Origin of the sequence: Kitasatospora sp. NBC_01287, assembly GCF_026340565.1 — a bacterium.
Classification (GTDB): Bacteria; Actinomycetota; Actinomycetes; order Streptomycetales; family Streptomycetaceae; genus Kitasatospora.
On record NZ_JAPEPB010000001.1, the window covers coordinates 2,434,187 to 2,450,690 of the forward strand.

Sequence of the window (16,504 nt, forward strand, 5' to 3'; positions counted from 1 at the left end):
CTCCCGCGACCGCTCGCACCGGCCCGCACCCGCTCACTTCACCCGGCCCGCTCACTTCACCCTGCCCGCCGCCCGCACCGGGCCCGTCACGAACCCAAGGTGATCACCCATGCCTGCTCAGACGCTTCCCGCCCCCAGCCCCACCCTCGCTCCCGCACCCACCCCCGCACCCACCCCAGCACCCACCCCCGTCCCCGCACCCGCTCCCACTCCCTCCTCCGGCTCCCAACTCGACGTCGCCGGCGAGCTGCTGGCCCTGCTGCGCGACACCACCACCGAGCCGCGCCCCGACATCCAGCTGGAGGCGCTGACCCTGGCCGTGGCCGCCGACCTGCCCGTACTGCTCTGGGGCGAGCCGGGGATCGGCAAGACCGCGGCCCTGACCCAGCTGGCCACGGCCCTCGACCTGCCGCTCACCACGGTGATCGCCAGCGTGCACGAGCCGTCCGACTTCTCGGGGCTGCCCATCGTCGGCGACGACCCGGCCGAGCAGGGTGTCCCGCTGGCCCCGCCGGACTGGGCCGTGCGCCTGGTGCGGGCCGGCCGCGGCCTGCTCTTCCTGGACGAGCTGTCCACCGCGCCGCCCGCGGTGCAGGCCGCCCTGCTCCGGCTGGTCCTCGAACGGCGGATCGGCTCCCTGCGACTGCCGCCCGGCGTACGGATCGTGGCCGCCGCCAATCCGCGCTCCTCGGCGGCCGACGGCTGGGAGCTGAGCCCGCCGCTGGCCAACCGGTTCGTCCACCTCCAGTGGACCCACGACCACGAGGTGGTGGTCCGCGGCCTCGGCGGGACCTGGCCCCGGGCCACCCTGCCCCGGCTCGACCCGCAGGCGCTGCCCGCCGCCGTGGCCTTCGCCCGCCGCGCGGTGTGCGGGCTGCTCGCCGCCCGCCCCAAGCTGGTGCACCTGCTGCCCAGCAACGAGGCGCGCCGGGGCGGTCCCTGGCCGTCGCCGCGGAGCTGGGAGATGGCCCTGTGCCTGACCGCCTTCGCGACCGCGGCCGGCTGCTCCAAGGACGTGCTCTCCCTGCTGGTGCGGGGCACCGTGGGTGAGGGCCCCGGCCTCGAACTGCTGGCGAGCCTGGACCGGTTGGACCTCCCGGACCCCGAGCAGGTGCTCGCCGACCCGCTGGGGACCGCGCTGCCCGAGCGCGGGGATCTGCGCCTGGCCGTGCTGGACGGGGTGGTGGCCGCCGTCCGCCTGCGCCCGGAGAAGTCCCGCTGGGACGCGGCGTGGACGCTCCTGGTCCGGGCGATGGAGACCGGCGCCCCCGACCTGGTGGTCGTCCCCGCCATGACCCTCGCCTCGCTGCGCCGGCAGGACTGGGACGTGCCGGCCTCGATCGAGCGGCTCGCCGGTGTGGTCACCCTCTCCCGCCGGGCGGACCAGGCGGGAGAGCGGGCGACGGCCCGGGCCGAGGCCGAGGCGGCCGCCGCCGCGAAGGCGGGCCGATGACCCGCCGGGTGGAGGCGGCGCCCGCACCGCTGGACCTCGGCAAGCTCTTCGCCGCCCGGCTGCACGCCGCCCGGGTCCGGCCCTACCTCGCCACGGCGCTCTTCGCCCTGCACATCGTGGAGTCACGGCGGGTGCCGACCATGGCCGTCGACCGGCACTGGCGCTGCTACGCCTCGCCGGCGTTCGTGGCCCGCACGCCGGTCGAGGAGCTGGCCGGGGTCTGGGTGCACGAGGTGTCGCACCTGCTGCGCGACCACCACGGGCGCGGTGACCGCCTCGCCCGTGAGCAGGGGCTGACCGGCCCCGGCGAGCGGCTGCGGATGAACATCGCCGCGGACTGCGAGATCAACGACGACGTGTACGGCTCCGGGCTGGTCCAACCCGAAGGCGCGGTCCTGCCGGCGGCGCTGGGACTCCCCGACGGGGAGCTGATGGAGGACTACCTGAGCCGGATCCGGCTCGACCTGACCACCCAGGACCTGGCCTGGCTGGACTGCGGCAGCGGGGCCGACGGCCTGGAGCGGGAGTGGGACCTGGGGCCTGGCGACGCGCACGGCCTCAGCGCGCAGGAGCAGGACGCGGTCCGGTTCCGGGTGGCGCAGGGCATCTCCGCCCGTCCCGGCAACTCCCCCCGGGCGTGGCAGCGGTGGGCCGAGGAGGCGTTCCACCCGCCCCAGCCCTGGCGGGCGCTGCTGGGCGCGGCGGTCCGCTCGGCGGCCTCCAGCGCCGGGGCGGGCGAGGACTACAGCTACAGCCGGCCGTCGCGGCGCTCGTCCGCGCTGCCCGGCACCGTGCTGCCGAGCCTGCGGCGCAGGCCGCCCCGGGTCTGCGTGGTCATCGACACCTCCGGCTCGGTCAGCGACGGCGAGCTGGGCAGCGCGCTGCTGGAGGTCGCCGCGATCTCCCGCGCCGTGGGCGGCCGCCGCGACCTGGTCTCCGTCATGTCGTGCGACGCGGCGGCCCGGATCGCGCACCCGCTGTGCCAGGCCGAGAAGATCCCGCTGGTCGGCGGCGGCGGTACGGACCTGCGCACGGGCTTCGCCAAGGCACTCCGGTCCCAGCACCCGCCGGACGTCATCGTGGTGCTGACCGACGGCCAGACCCCCTGGCCGGCCACCCGGCCGTCGTGCCGCACGGTGGTGGGCCTCTTCGCCCGGCGGCACAAGGACACCTGGCGCGAGGACGATCCCGACTACGAGCCGGACTCCCCGCCCGCCTGGGCGCACGTGGTGGAGATCGGCTAGGCCCGCCGGCCCGGACCAGCGGACCAGCGGGCCGGCGGGCCGGCGGGCCGGCGGGGGCCGGCGGGGGCCGGCGGCCGGCGGCCGGCGGGCCATCAGCCGGCCGCCCGACGTATCGTCAGCCGCCGTTCTCCTGGTGCACCAGGTGGTCGACGCAGACCGCCACCGCGAGCAGGAGGGCGGCGTCCGCGCCGTCGGCGATCCGCACGCCGTAGGTGTCGCGGAACCGGAACCACTTGCGGGAGATCTCGGCGACCTTCGCGCCGTGCTCGTCCTCGATCCGGTAGTCCTTGTCGATCAGGTCGCCGTGGATCTCCAACTCCCCGCCGTCGCCCAGCTCCACGTGGTACTTGTCGCGGAACGGCGTGAAGAGCTTCTTGCGCACGGTGGCGACCACCTCCCCGTGGGCGTCCTCGATCTTCATCGCGTCCCGGATCGACAGCGCTTTCGACTTGATCACCGCCACCACCCGGCCCTCCGGGTCGCGCAGTTCGAAGGTGTCGCGGATGCGCAGCACCTTGGCGTCGACCAGGAACGCCTTCTCGCCGTGCTCGTCCTCGATCCAGTAGTCGTCCCCGATCGCGAAGATCTTCTCCCTGACCTGGTACTTCCCCATCGGCCCGCTCCTCGTCCCGTGCTCGTCCCGTGCTCGTCACGGCACCACCGCCGCGTGAGGGACATCCTGGACCACCAGCGCCGGAACGTACGGCTCCGACGGGCCGAGCCGGGCGAACGGCCGCCGGGCAGTCACGGGAGGCGGCGGACCGCCCCGGCCGTGACTGCCCGGGTGCATCATGCTGTGAGCTCAAGTGAGCTCAGTGGCAAGGCTCGGAAGTCGGCACTCAGAACTGGGTGCTGACCGTGACACCGCTGAAGTCGGTGTTGGCGTAGAGGCTGATGTAACGGTAGCCGGCCGTGGTGTTGGTGACGGTGAGGCTCTGGGCCGTGCCGGGGTTGGTGGACGAGGCGGTGAAGGCCTTCGGCGACGCCCAGGTGCTCGGGTTGTAGTAGAGGGACTCGGTGCCGGTGCCGCCGGAGGTGGAGACCTTCAGCGTGCTGGTGCCGGCCGGCAGGTAGATGTACATGTAGTCCGTGTTGCCGGCGCTCTCGGCGCGGTTGGCCCGCGAGCAGTTCTGGCCCATCGCGTCGGTGCGCTGGTCGGTGCAGGTGGGCAGGGTCACCACGCCTCCGGTGGCCACGGTGACCGAGGTCGGCGTGCTGGCGCTCTTGCCGCTGCTGTCGGTCACGGTCAGGGCGACGGTGTAGGTGCCGGCGGCCGCGTAGGTGTGGGTCGGGTTCTGCTGGTTGGACGAACTGCCGTCGCCGAAGGTCCAGTTCCACGAGGTGATCTTGGCGGAGCTGGCGTTCTCGACGGAGGTGTCGGTCAGGCTGACCGTGGCGCCGTTCACCGACTGGTTGAACAGGGCCGTCGGGCCGGCCGCGTAGCAGGCGCCGGCGGCGCAGGTGTTCAGCCAGCTGTCGAAGTCGGCGTCGTAGGCGGTGCCGATGCTGTTGTAGACGTTGTAGGCGCCCTGGAAGTCACCGGCACGGAAGTGGTTCAGCATGTTGGTGACGTCGGCCGGGTGCTTCTCGAACATGTACCGGACGGCGAGGTAGCCCCACGGGTAGACGCGGGTCGAGTCCGAGTTGTCATAGGTGTTCTGGAAGATCGTGCTGAGCTTGTACGTGTGCTTGGCCGCCTCCGTCATCGCCTGGGTGTCGGTGGTGCCGCGGTAGGCGTAGGACTCGTACTCGGCGACCCCTTCGATCCACCAGATGTCCGGGACGGACGTCTGGGTGGAGAAGTCACCCTTCATGTCGTAGATGCCGTCCATGTAGTGCGTGTACTCGTGGTTGAGGTTCCACACGTTCGCGGTGAAGCCGTCGTTCCACGACTTCTGGTACATCACCGACACGGCCTGGTTGGTCGGGTCCGTCGCGTTCATCAGCGTCTCGCCACCGTTGTCGGTGTCGTTGCCGTAGATCGCCCAGGAGTAGGTCAGGTAGTCGGCGTTGTTGGAGAAGATCGCCAGAGTGATGTTCTTGTCGTACTGGCCTGGGACGGGACCGTTGTCCTTGACCATGTTGTGGAAGAAGGTGTCCTCGCCCCGCAGGCTGGTGCAGACCGCGGCCAGGTCGGCAGCCGAGAGGGACTCGGTCACGATGGTGCGGTTGTCGCAGACCAGGGTGTGCGAGAGGACCGCCGCGCTCAGCTTCGCCGGCAGGTCGCAGGTGTTGTAGTACGAGCACTGGGCGGCGTCGTACGTGTCCGCCTGGTAGGCGGTGTGGACGTAGAGCGAACCGGTGGGGCCCAGGATCGGGGCGGAGTCGAGCACCGACTTCACCAGGGGCTTGGCCGCGGCCTCGATGGTGGCGTTGTCGCCGGCCATCCGGGCCAGGTCGTTGCCCGCGTTGGCGTCCAGGAAGGCGTTCGCGCCGCTGAGCAGGTCCTCGTGGCCGAGCGCGAAGGTGCTCAGGGTCGTGATGACGCTCGGGTCGGCGCTGACCGCGGAGACGAAGTCCGGGTTGAAGTTGCCCCGCCACAGCGGCGCGGACAGGACCGCGTTCACCGCGTTCACCATGTTCGCGGAGACGTTGTAGGAGTTGTTGTAGCTGGTCAGCACCTGCTTGTAGACCTTCAGGTACCTGCCCTGCAGGTTGGCGCTGTCGGTCAGGACCAGCACGTCGTAGAGCACGCTGCCGTTGGCGTCGGTGACGTCGGTCCAGTGGCGGCTCGCGAAGAAGGCGTCCAGGCCGGCCTGGGTGGCGGCCGTCAAGGTGGCGTCGTAGGTGCCGACGGCGCTCGCGTTGTTGGACTGGACGTAGTAGCCGGCCCGCAGGAAGAGCACCAGCTGCCAGATGCCGGTCGAGTCGTCACCGGTGTAGGTGGTGGCGAGCTGCTGGAAGGCCTGGGCGACGGTCACCATCTGCTGCTGCTTGAAGATGTTGCCCGCGTCGGTGCCGGTGACGTTGAAGAGCGTGTTGACGCAGTCGGTGGTCGAGCTCTCGATGAAGGAGACCAGGGCGGCACCGCTGCGACTGCCGAAGTCGGCCGGGGTACAGCTCTGGGTGGCGGCACCGGCGGCCAGAGCTGTCTTCTGGTTCGCCTGCGCCGGCTTGGCCGGGGCCTTCTGGTCGGCCGGGCGGGGCCTGGTCTGCACGACCGTGCCGGCCGGCTGGGCCAGCGTGGCCTGGCTGAGCAGGGCCGGCGGCAGCGGCGTGGCCGCGGAGGTCTCGTCCGTGGAGTCGGCGGCGACCACGGGGCCGAACGGCTTCGGGACGGCGGCCGAGGCGGCTGGGGCGGCCGGGGCGGAGGCGGGCGACACCTTGACCGGAAGCACGGCGGGGGCGGCGAACGCCGGGGCCGGCAGGAAGGTGGCGGCCGTGGCGGCGGTGGCGACGACGGCCATGACGGTGGGGAGCGGTATGCGCAGGCGCACTGCTGAGTCCTTCTCCTGTGGGGGGAGCTCACTGAGCATCAGGCGAGGCGAGGGGGATGTGGCGTGCAGCCTGCCACCGAATGACCATCAGAACAATGTCACAGGTCATATGGCAGAACACCTTCGGTCATAACACCGCGCCCGACCCCGCCCACGGCCCCGCCCACGGCCCCGCACACAGCCCCGCACACAGCGCAGTGCGGCACCGCACGCGACACCGCACGCGGGCAGGCCGGGGCCCGGCATCCCGGCTCCGTGCGGCGGGGACCGACTACAGGCGGCCCATCCGGCGGGTCCCGCCGGTCCAGGGCTGCACCTGCGGCGAGCCGGCGATCAGGTCCCGGTAGGCCGTGGTCGCGGCGACGAAGAGCGTCTCCACGATCTCCTCCCCTACCGCGGCGGTCCGCCAGAGCAGCAGGTGGCGGACCCGGATCGGCGCGCCGGCCAGCGGTCTGACGACCACCGCGCCCAACGGCCGGGTGCTCGCCGGGACGAGGGAGATCCCGAGCCCGGCCGCGATCAGGTCCTGCAGCTCCAGCCGGCCGCCGCGGAACTCCTGCGCCGAGACCGCACTGAAGCCGGCCGCGGCACAGGCCCGGTGGAAGACCCCGGGCCAGCCCGCCCCGTCGTCGGGCGCCAGCAACCAGCTCTCCTCGGCCAGGTCCGACAGCGCGATCTCGGCGCGGTGGCCCAGGTGGTGACCGGCCGGCAGCGCCACGAAGAGCGGCTCGGTGACGATGCACCGGTGGGCCACGGTCTGCGAGTGCCGCAGCTCCACGCCGGGGTGGACCACGGCGACGGCCGCGTCCGCCTCCGCCCGCTCCAGCAGCTCGACGAGGTCGGAGCAGCGCGGCACCGTACCCACCGTGAAGCGCAGGTCGGGCCGCTGCTGCCGGGTCCGGCCGAGCAGTCCGGGCAGGATCGGCGTGCTGGTCGACACCAGCCGCACCTCCCGGGGGGCGTGCCCGCCGCCCTGGCCGGAGAGCCGGCCGAGGCTGTCGATCCGGGCCAGCACCTCGCGCGCGGCGGCCAGCACCTCGACGCCGAAGCAGGTCGGCGCGACGCCCGAGGCCGTGCGTTCGAACAGCGGCGCGCCGAAGTTCCGCTCGATCCGGCGCAGCTGGGTGCTGGTCGCCGGCTGCGAGGCCCCGAGCACCGCGGCGGCCCGGCCCACGCTCCCGCTGTCGGCGATCGTGCACAGCACCCGCAGGTGCCGAAGCTCCAACTCCATGGCCCCTCCCCCCGGCGGCCCGCCCGACCCTCCGGTGGCGTCGGACGGGTGGACGGGTGCCGCTGCCCCCTTGTGCAATAGCACACGTAACATGTCAGATCTGCTGATCACCTTCGCGCCGTGGACATGCCGCGTCAACCCCCCGATGGGCGGTACCGGACCCACCCCCGGACGTGCCGCGCGGCGCCGGGGCCGCACCGGGGCCGCGCCGGGCCCGAGTGAGGCACACGACCCGGGTGAGGCACACGATCCGGGTGATTCACCGTCAGCCCGATGACGCGCCGTCAGTCGGCCTTCGGGATGTAGGCCAGCCCGTGCGCACCCGCCTCCCCGGTCTTGGCGACGTCCAGCCGCGCCAGCCGCCGCATGGTCTCCAACTCGACGACGTCGACCGTGGAGGACGTCACGCAGGCGACGTACCCGAGCCGGCCGTCGGGGGAGGAGGTGATGGTCAGCGGGAAGTGCCCGACGTCGATGGCGCCCAACCGCTCGTGACTGCCGGCGTCGAAGACCGTGAGCCGCCCCGCGGTCTGCCGGCCGAGTCCGGTGGCGGGGTCGGGCTCCATCCGCAGCTCGCCGACGAGCACGGCCCCGGCCGCGGTGGCGTGCACCGGGAAGACCACGTTCTCGGTGGGCAGGAGCTCGACGACCGAGGCGCTCGCGGTGTCGATGACCCGGATCCCGGTGGCCGGCGCCGGGCCGCCGCGGGGGCCGAACACCCCGTAGGGCGCGGCGACGAAGACCTGCGACCCGTCGGCGGAGACCGCGATGCCCTCGCTGCCGGGCACCTCGATCCGGTCGGTGAGCGTGCCCCGGTCGAGGTCGACCACGGAGACGAAGGGCGCCTCCTTGTTGCTGGCGTAGCCGGCCCGCCCTGCCGGGTCGACGACGAACCAGTGCGGGCCCGGCGCACCGGTGTCGATCCGGCCGATCGGGCGCCGGGTCCGGGTGTCGATGACCACGACGCCGCCGGGACGGGTGTCCGAGCCCTCCACGCTGACGTAGAGGCGGCCCCGCGCGCTGTCCAGCGCCAGGCCGTGCGGACCGTGCTCCGGAGAGATGTCGACGACCTCGACGATCCGGCGGGTGTCCGGGTCGATGACGGTCAGTTCGCTGCGCCGGCCGCCGTTCGCGTGGTAGTAGCCGGAGTGGTACGTGCTGGCGCACCACAGCAGGCGTTGGGTGGGGTCGAAGCAGAGCTCGTGCGGCTCGGCGAGGACGGAGAGGGTGTCCAGGCGCTCGTCGGTGGCCGCGTCGAAGAACGACACCTGCGCACTGCTCTGGCTCACCACCGCGAGGACGTCGCCCTCGCGGCCGGTACGGGCGGACTGCTGCACTGTGGGCTCCTACTGTTCGAGGCCCCCGCCGCTGCGGGGGTGGTCCCACTCTCGGAGAACCGGGTACCTCCGGGCAATGCAAAGATGGGCACGGCATCTTTCCGCTGAGCGCAACTCTGCCGCACGCAATACGGCTGTACGCACCACGGCTGTACGCACCACGCCCGGCCACGCCCGACCAGGGGGAATCCATGGACCTGAACCTGCTGAGGGCACTCGACGTGCTGCTCCAGGAGAACAGCGTGACCCGGGCCGCCGAACGGCTCGGCACCTCCCCCGCCGCCGCGAGCCGGATGCTCGGCAAGCTCCGCCGCGCCGCGGGCGACCCGCTGCTGGTCCGCGCGGGCCAGCGGCTGGTCCCGACGCCGCGCGCCCTCGAACTGCGGGAGCGGGTGCGCGAACTCGTCCAGCAGTCCGACGCGTTGTTCGTCCCCGCCGCCGGCTTCGAAGTGGCCCGGCTGGAGCGCACGTTCACCATCCAGGCCGGTGACCTGCTGCTGGCCGGCTTGGCCGCACCGCTGATCGACCGGGTGCGCGCCCTGGCGCCGGGGGTGGACCTGGTCTTCGTCCCCGAGTCGGCGGAGGGCGGCCCCGCGCTGCGGCAGGGCGACATCGACCTGGAGTGGGGCGTGCTGGACCACCTCGACCCGGAGACCCGCACCGAGAGCCTCGCCCGGGTCTCCCTGGTGGCCGTCGCACGCGGCGGGCACCCCCTGTTCGACCACCCCATGGACCCGCGCCGCTTCGCCGAGGCCGACCACATCGGCATCTCCCGGCGCGGCAAACGCCACGGCCCGATCGACACCGCGCTCGCCCGACTCGGCCTGCGGCGCCGGGTGGCGGCGGTCGTCCCCGGCCACACAAGCGCCTTGCTGCTGACCCGGTCGACCGACCTGGTCTCCCTCACCCTCGCCGGCCGCCTGCCGGACACCATCGCCGCCCTCGGCCTGCGGACCTTCCCGATCCCGCTCGACGTCCCGCCTCTCGACGTCGGCATGGCCTGGCACCCGCGCAACACGAGCGACCCCGCACACCGCTGGTTCCGCGACCAGATCCGCGCCACCACCACCCACTGGGCGGGCCAGGGATGAGGTCGCGAATCCGCCGGTCCGCACCCCGGCGCTCCGGCATGCTGGACGGATGCACGCAGTGACACCGGCGGGGCGCACGCACACCGTCGTCGACAGTCCCTACGGCCCGCTCACCCTGGTGGCCGAGGACAGCCACCTCGTCGGCCTCTACATGGCGGGCCAGCGCCACCGCCCCGATCAATCCACCTTCGGCGTCCGCCACTTCGAGCCGACCGACCCGCCGTTCGCCGAGACGGCCCGGCAGTTGGCCGAGTACTTCGCCGGCCACCGCGACACCTTCGACCTACCACTGCGCCTGCACGGAACCCCCTTCCAGCGACGCGTCTGGGCCGGCCTGCGCGAGATCCCCCACGGCCACACCTGGACCTACGCCGACCTCGCCGCCCACATCGGCCACCCGACCGCCTCCCGCGCCGTCGGCCTGGCCAACGGCAAGAACCCGATCGGCATCATCGTCCCCTGCCACCGCGTCGTGGGCGCCGACGGCAACCTCACCGGCTACGGCGGCGGCCTGGACCGCAAGCGGCGACTGCTGGAACACGAACACGCGCTGCCTGCGGGCGCCGGCGTGCAGCAGGCGCTCGCCTTCTGACGCTCCGCCAGGCACGCTGCGGCGAGAGCACCACACGCGATGCGGGACGCGGTATCGGTTGGCACGGCTGCGCTGAGCCCGCAGAGTGGCAAGAGCTGTCGGGTTGATGCTCCCACCGTCAGATCATTGACCACGGCTGACGCTGGTTGCACGCCCCTTGCACAGGGCCCACTCACACCGTGCGCTGCCCGCTCGCCGCCTGCTGAATTGCTACCCGGACGTCAGAACATAAACCACGGCGGTGAACACCTCCCGGTCCTCCAGCCCCCGCGGTCCCACCACCATGGCGGCGGCCCGCGAACGACGGGATCAGCGCCCCCGCACACACAGGCCCTCCGGCACCAACCACTGAGACAGATCAACCCCGTGAGCCCCATCGTGCCGCAGATCGTCGAGCCACACATGAGACACCTTCTCACCGAAGAGTCGGGAGTGTCAGCCGCGGCGGCGAAGGAGGAGCTCCGCGTCCGCCTCGCGGCCAGCCAGACGGCCGGCCTCCCGCACCTGATCAGCAGTCATGTAACGGGCAAGATCGATTGCCTGATGGATGCCGTCCGCATTGCCACGGTCAAGCATCGAGAGAAACCAGCGAATAGCCTGGACGCCATCGACCGAGGTGCCGACCCCTCCCCGGTACCAGCAACCGGCCACAAACATGGCCGGAGCATGGCCTGAAGCAGCTGCCCTCAGGTACCACTGAAAGGCCTCCGCATCCTGATCGACGGCCGACAACTCATCACCCAGCAGGGCACACGCCTCAGGCACTCCCGCCCGCGCGGCGATGCGAAGCAGCCTCAGGTACTCCTGGCGATCCGGCTCGACCCCATCGCCCTTCTTGTAATTCACTGCCAAATTATGGGCGGCATAGGAGTCGCCGCCTTCGACCGCTTTTCCGAGGTACGAATTGGCCTGGACAAGATCTTTCGACCCGCCGATCCCTCTGGTCAGCATGAAACCCATTCCGCGCATAGCTTCCGGCACACCGAGGGCAGCAGCCTCGGAGAACAGCAATCGAGCCCGGACAAGATCAGAGTAAGTGATCAGCAGAATTCCCGCCAGAAGCGCCTTGGCGTCTGCATCTCCCGCTTTCAGCTAGTTCCTCGATCAACGGCGCCAGAGCCAAAAGCTGAGCACGTGCCCCGCCGCCCCCCAGGCGAGCCGCATGCACAAGCCAATTCCCTTCCTCGACGAAGTCACCTCGCCGACGAGCCGCCTCAGCCGCGTTCACCAACGACTGAGCCGACTGGCCTTCCGGGTACGGACGCCAGGGGCGGGAACGGTCAGGCATTCCGTCCGGCTGGAAGACATTGATCGCGTCAGGGTCAGTTACATAAATCGTCTGACCTGGCATCCTGGATCTCTCTGCGAACCAATCAATACAATTGTCGCACATTTCCCTGGAGACTGAGATCGGATCATCCGGGTTCAGTGTCGATGCCTGCTTCTCAGCGTGCGAAAGATAATACGAACCTGAACCCGCCTCATTATCCAGGAAGCCGTTCTGGGTTCGATTGATCCCCATCTCATCCTGAATCTGAAGAACCTGCTCGAGTGTGGCCCGATCAAATCCCGCAGGAACTTCATCTGCGTACGCACTCAGCACCTGCACCGAGCCGGCTTGGGCTGCCGTCTTCTTTGCTTCAAAAGGAGGAAATTCGACATCGTCCGGACGTGGTGCCGCGCGAAGAGCAGCCGACGTCGGGCATTCGTTGTGCACCAGGATGGAAATTTCTCCGGCCAGACGACGGCGACGACCCGCCGCTTTGTCCAGCACCCGTCCGCTGGCGTTGCTGTCAACTACTGCCGTCAAGACCCGCAGAAGCCCCGCCGGACACACTCCGGCGGGGCTTCTACATTACAACCAGACCGATATTCCGAACCCATTTCGGAGTCCACCGACGCACTCAAATCAGCGGATTATCCAATGAGCTCACCTAGTATCACCAAAACAGACTTGAGCTCCGCGTCCTACGACCGAGATCGCTCGATAGTGATCGGCTCATCCGAACCCAAGTAGAGGATATATCCAGCCTCTTCGTCCGACACGTCGGCAATGGGGCAGACTCCGAGGCCCCAAGTCGGCCTAGGTATCCATCCGAAATCAGCCGATGGAACGTATTCGTCAATAGCCATCACCTGCACCTCAGTGGGCGGAATGCCAATCATGCACGAATCGCCAGCCGACAGCTCAGAGGGATCGGGCTCCAGCCTCCACGGCATGTTTCGCCACTCCCAATGATCAGGATCGCGGGGGAATCCGAATGTTCCATCCCAGCGAGCCCTTGACTCAGGATCGACCTCGCGCCACGGCCACTCAATAAAGATCCGAGTGGCAGAGCCCGAAGAGATCTGCACGTCAACAGGCTCGCACGAGATGCTGAGGCGATCACCGATGGCGAACCCTTCGGCCCGATCATGCCTAATCCTGCGCACAGTTACCAACCCTCAGACCAGAACAGCGAGAACGGAGATTTATCTGCATTGCCGCCACGATATCCGGCACCCCCGAACACGAGCCCCTTCGAATCGAGGCGGCCGTAGCAGATGTCCCAGCAGATTTCATTCGGCCCCAAATTGTCCAAGATAGTTTCCTCTGCATTCCCTCGTCCTTGGACAAATTCTTCTCCGGGGCGCAACGTCCATCCGGACGGCATAGGGCCACCACCGTTGATCGCGATCCTATTGGTCCACGTCCTGGTCTCCGTGTTAAAGACACCCATCACCGAAGTGGTCCCGTGCTGATCTGCATTCGGATAGTCGTTACGCGCACCTTGAAGTTCCTCAGCCCTACCTCTAGCAACCTCAGCGTCTGCTTCGGTGGGGCCGCAGACATTATGCACGAGGACCGGCGTGGTGCCCGCCAGCACATAGCACGTGTGCTACGCGACCCCTCTCCACCTGCTTTTTCGCAGGTCAGCGGTGGTTTGACGGTCCGTCGGTGTCCGTGGATGTGCGCTGAAGTCCGTGGTTGTTGCCGTCGCTACTGCCGTCAGAGGCGACTACACCGGAGCGGTGCTGTGGAACGCCCCACGCCCCCGCCCTGTGGGCCCGCTTCACCACCCACCTCCGGCGCGAGATCGCCCACGCCGCCGGACTCACCCAGCGCACCCTGCGCCACCACGCGACCCTGTCCTACGCCAAGGTCGCCGAGTACCAGAAGCGCGGCCAGATCCACTTCCACACCGTCATCCGCATCGACGGACCCACCGGCCCCGCAAGCGCCCCGCCTGCCTGGGCCACCACCGCGCTCCTCGACCACGCCGTCCGCGCCGCCGCGAAGCGGGCCCGCGTCCGGCACCAGCACCGCTCCGCGTCCGGGAAGACCGACGGGATGCAGCCGTCGGAGTCCACGGTGTTCCGGTTCGGTCGGCAGATCGATGTCCGTGCGATCCGCAGCAGCGACTTCACCGGCGACGCCCCCGTCACCGACCGCCACGTCGCCGCCTACATCGCCAAGTACGCCACCAAGGGCGCCGAAACTGCCATCGACACCCTCGACCGCCGACTGCGCTTCCTCGCCGAACTCGCCCGGCACGACCTCACCGACCACGCCCGCCGCATGATCCACACAGCCTGGCACCTCGGCGCTCAGCCCCAGCACACCCACCTCCGCCTGCGCCAGTGGGCCCACATGCTCGGCTTCCGAGGCCACTTCTCCACCCGCACCCGCCACTACTCCACCACCCTCACCCACCTCCGAGCCGAACGCACCGCCTGGCGCGGCCGCCAAGATGACACCACCTCTGCCTCGACGCCGCTCGACCCGGCAGCTGTTGGCCGACACGACGGTCAGGAACCGACCGGTGAGGGCCAGCCGGTCACTGACCGGCACAGTGACCGCGACGACCGCGCTGACCTGACCGCCGGTCACACCGACCCCGGCCCCGGTCACCACGCCGGTCGCCGCGCGAAGGACGGGCGATCCGGCGGCGCGGACACGACTCTGGTGATCTCGCACTGGCAGTACGCCGGAACCGGCCTCCTGCCCGAACTCGCCCACCTCGCTGACCTCCTGGCCACCACACCGCGCCCTCGGCCCAAGCAACCGAGCCGCCCCCGGCAGGCGCGGCGCGCCAGTGACCCGGCCGGTCACACCACCGACCCGCTGACCACCGCCGTCCAGACGGAGGCGAGCGCGTGACCGCCGAGGCCGAACTCCTCACCGTTCCCGAGGTCATGGCACGCCTGAAGATCAGCCGCTCCACCGTCTACGCCCTCATTCGCACCCGGCGACTGGCCTCGATCACCATCGGCCGCGCCCGCCGCATCCCCACCCACGCCCTGACCGCCCTCGTCCACCACCAACTCGGAGAGGCAGCCTGATGACCACCGCCCCCGACACCAACCCCGCCCCGCCGGTTCGCGCCGCGCCCGCGCCAACGGCGACGGAACCGTCTACAAGCGCAAGGACGGCCGCTGGGAAGCCGCAGGCTACGTCCTCACCCCCGGCGACACCCGCAAGCGCGTCCGCGTCTACGGCACCACCCGCAAGGAAGCCCTCGCCAAGCTCACCGAGAAGACCGCCGCCAGCAACCGCGGCTTCCCTGTCGTCACTGCTCAGGGCAGCCTGGCCGCCTACCTGACGTACTGGCTGGAGAACGTCGCCATCCACCAGCTCCGCGAGACCACCCACACCCGCTACACCGCCTGCGTCAACCAGTACCTCATCCCCGGCCTCGGCAAGAAGAAGCTCGCCAAACTCACCGCGAAGGACGTGCGCACCTGGCTGAACGGGCTGCGGATCGTCTGCCAGTGCTGCGCTCGCGGCATCGACGCCCGACGCAAGCCCGACGCCCCGGCCGGCCGCCGCCCGCGCTGCTGCGCCATCGGGAAGTGCTGCCACAAGTACCTCTCCCCGCTCACGCTCGCCTACATCCACTCCGTGCTCAAGTCCGCCCTGGAGCACGCCGTGCGCGAGGAGGAGATCCCCCGCAACGTCGCCCGCAACGTCCGCACCGGCACACCCCGACCCCGCCGCTTCAACCCCCTCACGGCCCACGAGGCCCGCACCTTCCTCGCCTCCGCACAGAGCCACCGCCTCCACGCACTGTTCGAACTCGCTCTGCGCACCGGACTCCGCAAGGGCGAACTCCTCGGCCTGCGCTGGGAAGACATCGATCTCGACAACGGCACCGCCAGCATCCGCCGCACCCTCCAGCGCACCGGTACCGGTGGCCTCACTACCCTGCCGACCAAGACGATCAGCTCGGAGCGCCGCATCGCCCTCCCGGCCGCGTGCGTCGCCTCGCTCCACGAGCACCGTGACCGACAGGTCCATGAGAAGCAGCAAGCCGGCGCCGAGTGGGTGGACAACGGCCTTGTCTTCACCCGCCTGGACGGCCACCCCATCGAACCCTCCACCCTCACGCGGCGCTTCAACGCCCTGCTCCGCTGCTCCCGCCTGCGGGCGATCCGATTCCACGACCTGCGGCACTCGACCGCGACGCTCCTCCTGGAACAGGGCGTCGAACTCGTCGTCATCAAGGAACTCCTCGGTCACGCCCACATCGGCGTCACCGCGACGGTGTACGCCCACGTCCGCCTCCGCCTCCAGCGCGACGCCATCGACCTCCTCGGCCGTACCCTCGGCCTCGGCAAGCCCTCCGAGGCCACCACCGGCCCCGACGACGGCGACGACCCGCCGCTTTGTGCAGCACCCGTCCGCTGACGTTGCCGTCAACTACTGCCGTCAGACACCCAAGAGGCCCCATCGGAATCGGTTTCCGATGGGGCCTCAGAAGCGACCCTACTCAGGTATGCAGGGAATCCTTAACGCCTCACTCAATCTGTCCCCAGTTCATTTCCGGACCTGGTGGCCACTCTTGTCCAAAGTCGAACAAGGTCTCATCGTCGAAGTCCCGCACGGCTTCCCTCCAAGATGGACGGCCACCCACGACGAAGCCACAGAAATCCTCACTCGAAACGAGATAGAGCGACTGCAACTTATCGCCGATGCTGAACTTCTCAGCTGCCTCGGACGCCTCCTTAGGTGAAGGTCGCCAAATCTTCACCCCCTTCATCCTCGGCTTCAGGAACATTACTTCGACATTGCCGACGTAGATCTCGATCCTGGTACCGCCATCATCACCAGGACTCGGGTTGCTACGGAGCAACATCGT

At 70.0% G+C, this 16,504-nt stretch carries 12 protein-coding genes and 2 pseudogenes; 7 read left to right on the top strand and 7 right to left on the bottom strand.

What is annotated here, in order from left to right:
- The first annotated feature begins 109 nt into the window (after positions 1-109).
- Entirely contained in the window at positions 110-1,453 is a 1,344-nt protein-coding gene (locus OG455_RS10140) for a MoxR family ATPase (RefSeq protein ID WP_266292289.1), read from the top strand.
- A complete protein-coding gene (locus OG455_RS10145; RefSeq protein WP_266292291.1) occupies positions 1,450-2,697 on the top strand; it encodes a VWA-like domain-containing protein in 1,248 nt (415 codons plus the stop codon). Before OG455_RS10140 ends, OG455_RS10145 begins: the two co-directional genes overlap by 4 nt.
- Before the next feature lie 115 nt (positions 2,698-2,812).
- On the opposite strand, the gene OG455_RS10150 is transcribed toward OG455_RS10145, so the two are convergent.
- From OG455_RS10150 to OG455_RS10165, 4 genes are all read right to left on the bottom strand, one after another.
- Complete coding sequence (locus OG455_RS10150; protein WP_266292293.1) at positions 2,813-3,310, bottom strand: LURP-one-related/scramblase family protein; 498 nt, start codon at positions 3,308-3,310, stop codon at positions 2,813-2,815.
- 226 nt (positions 3,311-3,536) lie between these two features.
- Positions 3,537-6,134 (bottom strand): collagenase, encoded by a 2,598-nt coding sequence (locus OG455_RS10155; RefSeq protein ID WP_266292295.1) that lies wholly within the window; start codon positions 6,132-6,134, stop codon positions 3,537-3,539.
- A 271-nt stretch (positions 6,135-6,405) separates the two neighbouring features.
- Positions 6,406-7,365, bottom strand: a complete 960-nt coding sequence (locus tag OG455_RS10160) for a LysR family transcriptional regulator (RefSeq protein WP_266292297.1) — start codon at positions 7,363-7,365, stop codon at positions 6,406-6,408.
- 284 nt (positions 7,366-7,649) lie between these two features.
- Positions 7,650-8,702, bottom strand: a complete 1,053-nt coding sequence (locus OG455_RS10165; protein WP_266292299.1) for a YncE family protein — start codon at positions 8,700-8,702, stop codon at positions 7,650-7,652.
- A 191-nt stretch (positions 8,703-8,893) separates the two neighbouring features.
- On the opposite strand from OG455_RS10165, the gene OG455_RS10170 reads away from it, so the two are divergent.
- Complete coding sequence (locus OG455_RS10170) at positions 8,894-9,793, top strand: LysR family transcriptional regulator (RefSeq protein ID WP_266292301.1); 900 nt, start codon at positions 8,894-8,896, stop codon at positions 9,791-9,793.
- 49 nt (positions 9,794-9,842) lie between these two features.
- Positions 9,843-10,385 carry a methylated-DNA--[protein]-cysteine S-methyltransferase gene (locus OG455_RS10175; protein ID WP_266292303.1) on the top strand — a complete coding sequence of 181 codons (543 nt, stop codon included), beginning with the start codon at positions 9,843-9,845 and terminating at the stop codon, positions 10,383-10,385.
- Between the two features lie 435 nt (positions 10,386-10,820).
- Here the strand turns inward: OG455_RS10175 and OG455_RS10180 are convergent, their stop codons facing one another.
- Together OG455_RS10180 and OG455_RS10185 are read right to left on the bottom strand one after the other, a co-directional pair.
- On the bottom strand, positions 10,821-11,396 hold the full coding sequence (locus OG455_RS10180; protein ID WP_266292305.1) for a tetratricopeptide repeat protein: 576 nt from the start codon (positions 11,394-11,396) through the stop codon (positions 10,821-10,823).
- A 16-nt stretch (positions 11,397-11,412) separates the two neighbouring features.
- A complete protein-coding gene (locus tag OG455_RS10185) occupies positions 11,413-12,195 on the bottom strand; it encodes a hypothetical protein (RefSeq protein ID WP_266292307.1) in 783 nt (260 codons plus the stop codon).
- A 1,187-nt stretch (positions 12,196-13,382) separates the two neighbouring features.
- On the opposite strand from OG455_RS10185, the pseudogene OG455_RS42035 reads away from it, so the two are divergent.
- The 3 genes and pseudogenes from OG455_RS42035 to OG455_RS10200 all read left to right on the top strand — a co-directional run.
- Positions 13,383-14,526, top strand: a pseudogene (locus OG455_RS42035) (replication initiator); the annotation flags it as partial.
- Positions 14,523-14,708, top strand: a complete 186-nt coding sequence (locus OG455_RS10195; RefSeq protein WP_266292309.1) for a helix-turn-helix domain-containing protein — start codon at positions 14,523-14,525, stop codon at positions 14,706-14,708. The pseudogene OG455_RS42035 and the gene OG455_RS10195, both read left to right, overlap by 4 nt.
- A 37-nt stretch (positions 14,709-14,745) precedes the next feature.
- A pseudogene (locus OG455_RS10200) lies at positions 14,746-16,053 on the top strand (tyrosine-type recombinase/integrase); the annotation flags it as partial.
- A 109-nt stretch (positions 16,054-16,162) separates the two neighbouring features.
- Here the strand turns inward: OG455_RS10200 and OG455_RS10205 are convergent.
- Positions 16,163-16,501 (bottom strand): hypothetical protein, encoded by a 339-nt coding sequence (locus OG455_RS10205; protein WP_266292311.1) that lies wholly within the window; start codon positions 16,499-16,501, stop codon positions 16,163-16,165.
- Positions 16,502-16,504: the final 3 nt, after the last annotated feature.

Bases quoted from the DNA above. Each gene is read 5' to 3' on its own strand.
- OG455_RS10175 (WP_266292303.1), top strand. From the start codon at position 9,843: ATGCACGCAGTGACACCGGCGGGGCGCACGCACACCGTCGTCGACAGT.
- OG455_RS10140 (WP_266292289.1), top strand. From the start codon at position 110: ATGCCTGCTCAGACGCTTCCCGCCCCCAGCCCCACCCTCGCTCCCGCA.
- OG455_RS10170 (WP_266292301.1), top strand. From the start codon at position 8,894: ATGGACCTGAACCTGCTGAGGGCACTCGACGTGCTGCTCCAGGAGAAC.
- OG455_RS10150 (WP_266292293.1), bottom strand. From the start codon at position 3,310: ATGGGGAAGTACCAGGTCAGGGAGAAGATCTTCGCGATCGGGGACGAC.
- OG455_RS10205 (WP_266292311.1), bottom strand. From the start codon at position 16,501: ATGTTGCTCCGTAGCAACCCGAGTCCTGGTGATGATGGCGGTACCAGG.
- OG455_RS10160 (WP_266292297.1), bottom strand. From the start codon at position 7,365: ATGGAGTTGGAGCTTCGGCACCTGCGGGTGCTGTGCACGATCGCCGAC.
- OG455_RS10145 (WP_266292291.1), top strand. From the start codon at position 1,450: ATGACCCGCCGGGTGGAGGCGGCGCCCGCACCGCTGGACCTCGGCAAG.